The 10,019-nt window shown below is 42.3% G+C and carries 9 protein-coding genes; 3 read left to right on the top strand and 6 right to left on the bottom strand.

Annotated features, from left to right (window positions below):
- Nucleotides 1–835, top strand: an 835-nt coding sequence (locus ACWPVL_RS09865; RefSeq protein ID WP_454388613.1) for a tyrosine-type recombinase/integrase, incomplete at its 5' end; no start/stop codon positions are given.
- Between the two features lie 66 nt (nt 836–901).
- On the opposite strand, the gene ACWPVL_RS09860 is transcribed toward ACWPVL_RS09865, so the two are convergent.
- From ACWPVL_RS09860 to ACWPVL_RS09840, 5 genes are all read right to left on the bottom strand, one after another.
- Complete coding sequence (locus ACWPVL_RS09860) at nt 902–2,902, bottom strand: FtsX-like permease family protein (RefSeq protein WP_454388611.1); 2,001 nt, start codon at nt 2,900–2,902, stop codon at nt 902–904.
- Nucleotides 2,883–3,662 carry an ABC transporter ATP-binding protein gene (locus tag ACWPVL_RS09855; RefSeq protein WP_005592422.1) on the bottom strand — a complete coding sequence of 260 codons (780 nt, stop codon included), beginning with the start codon at nt 3,660–3,662 and terminating at the stop codon, nt 2,883–2,885. The genes ACWPVL_RS09860 and ACWPVL_RS09855 overlap by 20 nt, the downstream gene beginning before the upstream one ends.
- Nucleotides 3,663–3,745: 83 nt before the next feature.
- Nucleotides 3,746–4,504: a TraX family protein gene (locus ACWPVL_RS09850; RefSeq protein ID WP_454388609.1), complete on the bottom strand. Its 759-nt coding sequence runs from the start codon at nt 4,502–4,504 to the stop codon at nt 3,746–3,748.
- 111 nt (nt 4,505–4,615) lie between these two features.
- A complete protein-coding gene (locus ACWPVL_RS09845; RefSeq protein ID WP_454388607.1) occupies nt 4,616–5,596 on the bottom strand; it encodes a sensor histidine kinase in 981 nt (326 codons plus the stop codon).
- Nucleotides 5,580–6,266 carry a response regulator transcription factor gene (locus ACWPVL_RS09840; protein ID WP_037615348.1) on the bottom strand — a complete coding sequence of 229 codons (687 nt, stop codon included), beginning with the start codon at nt 6,264–6,266 and terminating at the stop codon, nt 5,580–5,582. Before ACWPVL_RS09840 ends, ACWPVL_RS09845 begins: the two co-directional genes overlap by 17 nt.
- Nucleotides 6,267–6,471: 205 nt before the next feature.
- Here ACWPVL_RS09840 and ACWPVL_RS09835 point away from each other — a divergent pair, with 205 nt between their 5' ends.
- Nucleotides 6,472–7,731, top strand: coding sequence for an NRAMP family divalent metal transporter (locus ACWPVL_RS09835; protein ID WP_454388605.1), 1,260 nt, complete (start codon nt 6,472–6,474; stop codon nt 7,729–7,731).
- Between the two features lie 120 nt (nt 7,732–7,851).
- The gene (locus ACWPVL_RS09830) at nt 7,852–9,057 is read left to right on the top strand and encodes a DUF2974 domain-containing protein (protein ID WP_454388603.1); all 1,206 of its coding nucleotides are present in this window, start codon (nt 7,852–7,854) and stop codon (nt 9,055–9,057) included.
- Between the two features lie 227 nt (nt 9,058–9,284).
- Here the strand turns inward: ACWPVL_RS09830 and ACWPVL_RS09825 are convergent, their stop codons facing one another.
- On the bottom strand, nt 9,285–9,695 hold the full coding sequence (locus ACWPVL_RS09825; RefSeq protein ID WP_454388601.1) for a DUF805 domain-containing protein: 411 nt from the start codon (nt 9,693–9,695) through the stop codon (nt 9,285–9,287).
- Nucleotides 9,696–10,019 lie beyond the last annotated feature (324 nt).

The following is a 10,019-nucleotide window of genomic DNA, read 5'->3' as shown; positions in this document are numbered from 1 at the left end:
ACGAGGGAGGGGGGAACGAACAGAAGAAACAAGAGAACGCAAAAGGAGAAGTAGGCGGAAGCGGAAGAGGGGGAGAAGAGACAGCAAGACTAGAACACTAAAAAGGAAAATTGCATCTATTAAAAGTCTGTATTCTTATTTAGAAAGTGAAGAAATCATCCTTTCAAATCCATTAAAAAAAATAAAGTGTAAATTTCAAAACGATAAATCTTTGCCCAGACTGATCTCCCCTAGAATCATCAGTATGATTTTATTGCAAGTGTATCAAAATTTAAATAATTCTCATACCTGTTTTTCAAAATTTATTTCTCTTAGAAACGTACTCATTATAGAGCTCCTCATTCGGACTGGCCTTCGAATTTCTGAACTTTGCTCTTTAATGTGGCAAAATATTGATTTCTCAACAGGCACATTATTTATCAAAGGAAAAGGAAATAAAGAAAGAGTAGTCTACATTGAAGATAAAAATTTTATGGAACTTTTGAACTATTATAAAAAGAATTTTATTATAAATTCTAAGTATGTATTTCTCAATCGTTACCGTCAAAAACTATCAGAGCAAGCCGTCAGGTTAATATTAAATGATTTAAAACAAAAATTACATATTACCCAGCCTGTAACTCCACACATGTTTCGCCATACTTTTGCGACACAATTATTAGAAAATGATGTTGATATCCGTTATATCCAAAAAATTCTTGGTAATAGCTCACTCAATGTAACTCAAATTTATACACATATTCAACTGAATAAAGAGAGAGAAATTATGAAATCTAAAAACCCGAGACTGAGTTATAAATCTATCACTTCATTCAATCCCAGTCATACTATATAATTCACTACAACTAAAAATAGCTCATTGACATTAAAAAATCCCCGACCAGAGGTCAGGGATTTGCCCTTAGCGGGCGACAATCTTGCGGTAACTGCGAGAAGTTAGTAAGAATACTAAAATATAGGTCAGGAGGAAGACGCCGCAAGTTGCAAGTGTTGTCTGGATTAAGAGAGGAAGATTAGTCACACCCAATAGAGCAACTATCAAGCGCAGCATATGAAAGACAGCCGCTATATGTAGAAAAGCAAAGATGAGAGGTAGGAAGAAAACAGTCAAAATCTGCTTACGAATGGTACTTCTAGTCTGCTTTTCGTCTAAACCAACCTTTTGCAAGATGATAAAGCCATCGCGGTCTTCATAGCCTTCAGAGATTTGCTTGTAGTAAATCACGAGAACAGCTCCTAGAAGAAAGATAACGGAGAGGAAGACACCGATGAAGAGCAAGGTTCCAGTAAGTTCCTGATAGCTCTTTTCTGCGCTATGACGATCACTAGCCATTGCGTAGCTACCATCTTGGGCCTGTTCCTGATCCAAAGTGTCCCTCAGTCCCAGCTGGACTTGCTCGACAAACTTTTTACTGCCCTTAGTCTCTGAAGCAACTCCAATGTAGTAATAGTGTGCAACATTTAGTCCTACTTCTTTACTATCATTGACCACCATATAGAGACCCTGTTCCATGGCCACGTCGTTTGGATTAGGGATTTCCCCATGCGTGAAATTCGACGGTAAAATCTGCTTAATCTTCCAGTCTTTACCATTTACTCGGAGAGGCTTATCCTTATTTAAGGAAACATTTTTTCCATAGACAAGAGTTTCATCATCTGCCAAGTCTATCTTTTTCCCTGTCATTTTTTCATAATCCTGACGATTGATAACTGTAATCGTGCCAGCAGACTTGGTCAAGATACTTGGATCCGAATCCAGCTCGCTTTGCGCTGGAACCGTGATATCATTACCAGCCATTTTCATAATGAAGGCTGATTGATAGAGATAGGCAGTATAGCGTGGCTTCTTCAGACCTGTGTCCTGAGCGACTTGCTGAACCTTGTCCAACAGAGCTTCCGTCTGGTCAGTTGAGTTCGGCAGGACGACGCTGACATTATAATCCTTTGGATGCAAGGTAGTAATATAATCTTGACCTCCGACATAGATATTGATTGTGCCAACCAGAGTCACTAGGAGCATGGTAGATAGAATGGAGATAGTTGCCAATCCTGCTGCATTTTTACGCATCCGCGAGATGAGATTGGAAACAGAAATGAAATTCTGCGTTTTATAATAGTAGCCTTTGCGCTTTTTGAGAAATTGCAATAGTGTAATCGAACCTGCATTAAAAAGCAGATAGGTTGCTAGGATAACCATGATCACAGCTATAAAGAAATTGCCGATAGCAGCGACAGGTTTGGTAACGGTCAAAGCCATGTAATAAGCCACACCCATGAGGAAGAGCCCCAGCAAGGTTTGCACCCAAAGGAAGCGTCCCTTCTTCTCGCCAGCTTTCCTTTCTTTCATTAGGTTAAGAGAGCTATAGCGTAGAAGACGCAGAGAATTGAGCAACAATATCACCGCAAAAGCGACACCTAGACTGGCTAGAGTCATCCAAACATTCTGCCATTGGAAGGTCGAGGCAATAACAGCAGGCATTCCCATCAATTTCAAAAGGACTGCGTAAAGCATCTTGTCCAAAGCTAAGCCAGACAAGACCCCCAGACCGACCGTAGCCAGATAAAAGACACAGAGCTCAAAGAAGGTCATAAGTAGCAGGTGGCGTTTTTCCATCCCCAGCACGCTATAAACACCGAGCTCCCGCGAACGGTTCTTCATAACAAAGCTATTGGCATAGGTGATAAGGATGAGCACCGCAATCTGAATGACCTGGATACCAAATTGCAAGGTCATGCGAGCTGCTGTACCACCATAAGAAGTCTCCATATTTGGACTGTGAGCCAGTGAGACAAAACTATACAAAATCGCTGTTGCCAGTACCGTTGCCAAGGCAAATGGATAATACAAACTGCGATTTTTGATCAGATTTGATAAGGCCAGTTTACTCGTTAGTTTGAACATAGTTGCCCACCTCACTTGCCATGACCGTCAGCGTATCGGAAATCTCTTGGAACATCTGCCGCTCGGTCTTGTTGCCGCGAAAGATTTGGTTATAAAGAATTCCGTCCTTGATAAAGAGCACCCGCTTGGCGCGGCTAGCCGCTGAAGTCGAGTGAGTTACCATGAGAATGGTTTGGCCGCGGTCGTTGATATCGTCAAAGACATCCAAGAGAGCAGCCGAAGACTTTGAATCCAAAGCCCCTGTTGGCTCATCTGCCAGCAAAATCTCAGGCTCTGTGATGATAGCGCGGGCTACTGCCACCCGCTGCTTTTGACCACCGGAAATCTCATAAGGGAACTTCTCTTGGAGTTTGTTAATTCCCAGCTCGTTGCAGGTTGTAACCAACTTTTGCATCATCTCGGTAATAGGACGACGAGAGAGCACCAGAGGTAGGAGGATATTATCTTTAACCGACAGAGTGTCCAGCAGATTGAAATCCTGAAAGACAAAGCCCAATTTCTCCCGACGGAAGCTGGAAGCCTGGCTGTTTTTGATGGTTGCCGTGTCAGTTCCGTTGAGAAAGACGCGCCCTTCGGTCGGCTTGTCCAGCATGGCTAGGATGTTGAGCAGGGTGGACTTCCCAGAGCCAGACTCACCCATGATGGCGACATATTCGCCTTTCTCCACTGTAAAGTGAATGTCCTTTAGCGCCTCTACTTGGCTGCCCTGAAAGCGAGTTTTATAAATCTTTTTCACGTGTTGTACGTCTAATAAGGTCATCATGATCTCCTTTTCTATAATTCCATTTTAATACAGAAACAGCTTTATTTCCATATTTTACTAATTTTTAAATGCCAATATTTTTATCTCTGCACTAGATATGCAATCAGTGCGATGATCCAGAGATGGGCTGGGTAAAAGATATAGAAGAAATACTTGCCCCACTTGCCATTATAGCCTCGCTCGCCATTGTAGAGATGGAGGAAGGGCAAGACGGTAATAAAGGCCCAGTCTGAATTGTAGAGCATCATCGAAATGGTGGCTCCCATGGTTGGGTAGATTTCAATGCTCAGACAGAAGAGTAGAAAAGCCAAGACCATGTAAGAAAAAGTTCTGAGAGCAGGCTGATTGCGGAAGATATAGCTAATCAGCATCAAAGGAATAATGGTCATGCCGCCTTCTGTCAAAAAGACTCCCGCCAAACCAATTAAGACTGCCGCTCCAATCTGCAAATAGCGCTTCTCATCCATAATCTTTTCACTATTTTTGGAAAGACCAAACACAAGATTTAGCACCAAAACGCCACAGGCTAAGCTGAGAAAGATATTATTCTCAAGATGAATCCCCTTGCTATGAAAGAGCATGGTCAAGATGGTATTGCCCAGCTGCATGATAGCCGCCCAGATAAACAAGCGTGCATTGTAGGCCAAGCGGTTGCGCGTATGCAGAAAGCCTTCTACTGCGCTAAAAGCAAACCAAGCAGCTACACAGCGAGTCAGCAGGTGAAAAATCCCGTCCCAGCCTGTCGGCAAAAGCCCTGGAATCTTACCAATATGATCAAAAACCATTAAAAAGGCCATGAAAAGCTTGAGTTGGAAAGCATTTAATCCTCTTGTTTTCATTTCATATCTCCTTGTCTTCTTTATACATCTATCTTACAAAAAAAGAAAGGTCGGTACCATAACCTAACCTTTCAATTTCACTGGCCAACCTTACAAATTTGTAAGAATGCCTTATTCAAATATCATTTTCTTCTCTGAAAAACTAATCATGACAGTCGTTCCCTGTCCGACTTGAGAAGCGATGCTAATCTGATGCCCCAGCTCATCTGCAATTTTCTTAGACAGATAAAGTCCCAAGCCAGACGACTGCTGAGTCAAACGGCCATTATAGCCCGAAAAACCTCGCTCGAAAACCCTTAGCAAATCCGCATCCTGAATGCCCAAACCGCTGTCTTTGATATAAAGCGTATCCTCCTGAAAATAAATCTCAATCCCGCCTTGACTGGTGTATTTCAGACTATTTGACAGCACTTGCTCCAAAATAACGACGAACCATTTCCTGTCTGTAATGATGGTTCGGTCCAGATCATGCAGACTGAGGATCAACCCCTTTTGGATAAAGAAAATCGCATATTTCTTGACAATCTCCTTGACCAAGTCTTCAAGATTTTCCTTTTTCAAGACCAAATCCTCGTGGAAACTCTCCAAGCGAAGATACTGCAAGACGATATTGACATAGGACTCGATCTTGAAAAGCTCTTGCTCCAGCTGGTTCTTGACCTTCTTGTCCTCAATCTCTCCGACCAGCAATGAACTAGCCGCAATAGGCGTCTTAATCTGATGAGCCCAGAGCGTATAATAGTCCATCAGGTCATTTAACTTCTCCCTCTCTTCAATCGCACGGTTCTTCTTGTCCATTTCCAAAAGAGCCAGTTTCTCAAAAAGGAGAACCTCTAAGGCAGTCTGAGGCCGACCTGAGGCATAGAAGAGCTGGTTGCGGTATTCCTTATAGGCACTAGCGAGATCCATTCCCAAGAAAAAGCTAGCAAGGAGAAAGGCTAAGAGCAGCTGATACTCTAGCAGGCTGCGCCCGTCTTCAAAAATAAAGGCAAACATCCCCATAATCGAAAAGACAATCAGCAAGAGCAACAAGATGAAGCGACGGGAATACAAATGATGCTTCAAAAAGAAAAATTTATCCTGCATGTCCATTGGTCAAACCATATCCTATCCCTTTTTTCGTCTCAATGAAATGTTTCAGACCGTGCTCTTCCAGCTTCTTGCGCAGGCGGGCAACATTGACGGACAAGGTATTGTCATCAATAAAGAAATCACTGTTCCAGAGCTCCTTCATCAAGTCATCACGCGCCACGATGCTGCCAGAATGCTCAAAGAGCACCCGCAAGATCTGAAATTCATTCTTGGTCAGCGTCACAAGCTCGCCCTCATAGACCAAATCCATGGATTTGAGATTTAAAATCACACCCTGATATTCCAAAAGGCTTTGGTCTGTCCCAAACTCGTATGAACGTCGCAGCAGGCCTTGAACCTTGGCCAAAAAGACATTATTGTCAAAAGGCTTGGTCACATAGTCATCTGCGCCCATATTAATGGCCATGACGATATCCATGGACTGGTCGCGCGAAGACAGAAACATAATGGGCACCGTCGAAATCTTCCGAATTTCCTGGCACCAATGGTAGCCGTTAAAGAGAGGCAGACCAATATCCATCAGCACCAGCTGGGGCTCCTCCTTGACAAAGGTTGTCAAAACCTGCATGAAGTCTTCAATCGCCACAACCTGATAGCCCCATTGCTCCAGCATTTTTTTGATCATTTGACGGATGACCGCATCATCCTCGACCAGTAAAATCTTGTGCATTCCATTTCCTCACTCATTTTTCTTACTGCTATTATATCAAATTCTCCCTTAAATCACAGAGGCTTTTTTTGTTTGAAACTCACCTTATTTTCAGAAAGTTTCAAGAAATTATTCAAGAGGTGTTGACAAAGACAGAGTAAAAAGATAAAATAACACTACATTCAGAATTGTCTGAAAATTCATTTTTTATAATAAGGAGATTATTATGCTAGAACAAACTCAGACATCTACCTGGCAGTCCAAACTAAAAGCCCTAGGCCCTGGGATCCTCATGGCCTCTGCTGCTGTTGGTGGCTCTCACATTGTTTCCTCTGCTCAAGCAGGCGCCAAGTATGGCTGGGCTTTGATGGGACTGGTCATCTTGGCCAACCTCTTCAAATATCCCTTCTTTCGCTTCGGTGCTGAGTACACCTTAGAAACTGGTCACAGCTTGGTTGAAGGCTATGCCCAAAAAGGAAAATTCTACTTGGGCATCTTCTTTGTTTTAAATGTCTTCTCCGCCTTGGTCAATACAGCAGGGGTCGGAATTCTCTGTGCTGCTATCATCGCCAGCGCCTTTCCAAATGCCCTTGGACTCAGTATTACTCAATGGTCTCTGATCCTCATCATCCTGATCTGGGCAATGCTACTCTTTGGTGGCTATAAGTTCCTGGATGGCCTTGCCAAATGGATCATGTCCGCTCTAACCTTTGCAACCGTTATTGCGGTCATCGTTGCCATTATCAAGCATCCTGAGTACGGAGCAGACTTCGTTGAAAAGACACCTTGGCAAATGGCTGCCTTGCCTTTCATCGTTTCTCTAATGGGCTGGATGCCAGCTCCAATCGAGATTTCAGCAATTAACTCCCTCTGGACTGCTGAGAAAGGAAAATCTGTCAATATCTCTGTCACGGACGGACTCTTTGACTTTAACGTTGGCTATATTGGTACAGCCATTCTGGCTATCTTCTTCGTCGCTATGGGAGCTCTCATCCAGTATCCAACTGGCCAAGCAGTTCAAGATGCTGGTGCTGCCTACATCCAGCAATTCGTTGGGATGTACGCATCCGTTCTTGGCGACTGGTCACGGATTCTGATTACTCTCATCGCCTTTCTCTGTATCTTTGGTACGGTTATTACCGTTATCGATGGCTATTCCCGTGTAAATGCTGAATCTCTACGCCTCCTTCTCGATGAAGAGAAGACTTCTCAAAAAAATCTGCATATCTGGATGACCGCTACAGCTATTATCGGTGGCGTTATCATCTACTTCTTCCAAGGTAGTGTGGCTCTCATGCTTCGTTTCGCCATGATTGCTTCCTTCCTGACTACTCCATTTTTTGCCCTTCTAAACTATCTCCTCGTTACGAGCGAGAATAAACATCTGAGCAAATGGCTAAAAGGTCTTTCCATCCTTGGTTTGATCTTCCTCTTTGGCTTTGCCTTATTCTTTATCTACGCCATCCTCATCGGTAAGGCTTACTAGATTAAAAGAGCTGGAAATACTGAAGAATATCTTCAGGTTTCCGCTCTTTTCTTTTTTTCTTTCTAACAATCTACGTCCACTTATGCTATACTGGAAGAAGATAGAATATTGGAGATAAATATGGGAATAATTTTTGATTACCTAGACCAAGTAGCTTACGACAGTATCTACGACACCCCCTTTAATGAATTGGATATGCTGATGCTGACCGAGATAACTTATCTGCCTTTTGACCAGATTGTGTCTGACCAGATGTCCCCTGATTGTACTTGCCGCTTCTTTGAAGCTGCTGAAAAAGTGCCCCAGGATTTGTCCATGTTGGTGACTAAAAATCGTCTGAAACTTTTAGAAAAGGTAGCCAGCTCCACCCGTTTTAAAAATATTAAGCTCATGGGCTATGTCAATGATATTGACCCTGATGTTCAAAAGCAGTTTGCAGCTATGATTTTCAAAATCAAGCCCGATAGTTATGTCCTGACCTTCCGCGGAACTGATGATTCCATTATCGGCTGGAAAGAGGACTTCCACATGACCTATATGGATCAGGTCCCAGCTCAAAAAACAGCGGTCAATTATCTGCGAAAAGCTATGGATGCTCTGCCTGGGCAGTTCATCCTGACAGGTCACTCGAAGGGCGGAAACCTAGCTTCCTACGCTGCTAGTCAAATCGAGCCAGAATATCAAGAGCGGATTCAGAGTATTTACAGCTATGATGCTCCCGGACTGAATCACTCGGTCATCACCAGTCAAGGCTACCAGACTATTTCAGACAAGATAAAGCGCTACATTCCGCAAGGCTTTATCGTCGGAATGATGCTCGAAACTCCTAAGCAGGCTCAGATTGTCAAAAGTACAGCTTTCGGCGGTCTGGCCCAGCACGATACCTTCACTTGGCAGATTAGTAGCCAGACTTTTGTCCTACTGGACAACCTCAATCCAGACAGCCTTCAAGTAGATAGAACTCTGAAAAACTGGGTAGATAGCGTTTCTGATGAGGAATTAAAAGACTTTTTCGATCTCTTTTTCGGACTCATTCTGGATGCTGGTATCAGCTCCATCAATGACCTCACCAAGCTGGAAAATTTCAACAAAATCCTAGCTGTTTTTGAAAATGCCAATGCACTCACAGACCAGGAGCGGGAAATGCTGACGCGCCTCGCCAAACTACTGGTAGACATGCGCTACCAGTCTTGGAAAGACGACATGAACCTGCTGAAGCCTAGTAAACTTGTTCAAGAAGTCAAGGAAAATCTATCCGAATTCACTAAGAATCTTCCTTTTACAAGCAATGATTTCGCTCAAACAGATAAACCCGATGAGCAATAAGCTATGAATGTGGCACTTGGCAACTCTCTAATATGAAAGAAAAACACTCCTGTCAAAATCTAGAAAACTAGACTCAGGAGTGTTTTTTATAGCTAATAAGTGAATTCTACAAAATTGGAAGCAAGCTAAGCTCTCAATAAGGAAAAATCAGAAATCAACTATTGCACATCATCGTACGAAAAAAACAGCTAATGTAAGTAACATAACGATTAAGCACACTGCTTTTCTTAGTTAATATTAAGCGACTGCGTTTCTTGGTCGGTTTTAACATCTAATTCTACAATATTCTTGCTTGGAAAAGCTAACAAAATAAGGAGTGCAATTGAGCCTACCCCAGGAATAAAAGCGATAAAAATCAGAGCCCAGTGAAAACCAGCATCTCTTAGACGACGAATGATTAGAGCTAAGCCAGGCAAGAAAAAGATGACTAACCAAATGATACCAAAATTAGTCAAGGAATTTACTGTTTCAATTGCCTCAATACTGTTTGGATTAGATACTACAGTTGAGTAAATTATCATGTACAAAAAAACAGCAAGAATAAAATTGGTTAGGTAAATCCACCAATACTCAGCACGTGTAGAGCGACCAGAAAAATCCACATAACCTTTGAAAAAATTTTTATAAGCATTAATCATACAATAAACCTCTTTATTTTTTTATCATTTTATCATATGTAAGAAATTTTTACAAGATTTTCAGAAAATAACTTTCTTATATAAATAAATACCATGTGCCTTAATCCACATCAACTGAGGAAAACTACTCAAACAAATTCTTCTTTTCCCTTAGTGTAAGACAGGTAGTAATGCTATTTCATAATCTTGAACCATGAATTTCCAGAAGGTTAGGGCTCCCTTCTCTTCCTCTATATTCTACCAATCGTCTCATTCGATCAAAAGAACCCCCAGCAAAATAAACTTGCTGGGGGCTTTACATTAGATGAGATTAACACGAATGTT

This window comes from Streptococcus sp. Marseille-Q8145, assembly GCF_965112035.1.
This window is presented reverse-complemented; position numbering and strand designations above follow the sequence as displayed.

Bases quoted from the DNA above. Each gene is read 5' to 3' on its own strand.
- ACWPVL_RS09850 (WP_454388609.1), bottom strand. From the start codon at position 4,504: ATGAAAACAAGAGGATTAAATGCTTTCCAACTCAAGCTTTTCATGGCC.
- ACWPVL_RS09855 (WP_005592422.1), bottom strand. From the start codon at position 3,662: ATGACCTTATTAGACGTACAACACGTGAAAAAGATTTATAAAACTCGC.
- ACWPVL_RS09860 (WP_454388611.1), bottom strand. From the start codon at position 2,902: ATGTTCAAACTAACGAGTAAACTGGCCTTATCAAATCTGATCAAAAAT.
- ACWPVL_RS09835 (WP_454388605.1), top strand. From the start codon at position 6,472: ATGCTAGAACAAACTCAGACATCTACCTGGCAGTCCAAACTAAAAGCC.
- ACWPVL_RS09845 (WP_454388607.1), bottom strand. From the start codon at position 5,596: ATGGACATGCAGGATAAATTTTTCTTTTTGAAGCATCATTTGTATTCC.
- ACWPVL_RS09840 (WP_037615348.1), bottom strand. From the start codon at position 6,266: ATGCACAAGATTTTACTGGTCGAGGATGATGCGGTCATCCGTCAAATG.
- ACWPVL_RS09825 (WP_454388601.1), bottom strand. From the start codon at position 9,695: ATGATTAATGCTTATAAAAATTTTTTCAAAGGTTATGTGGATTTTTCT.
- ACWPVL_RS09830 (WP_454388603.1), top strand. From the start codon at position 7,852: ATGGGAATAATTTTTGATTACCTAGACCAAGTAGCTTACGACAGTATC.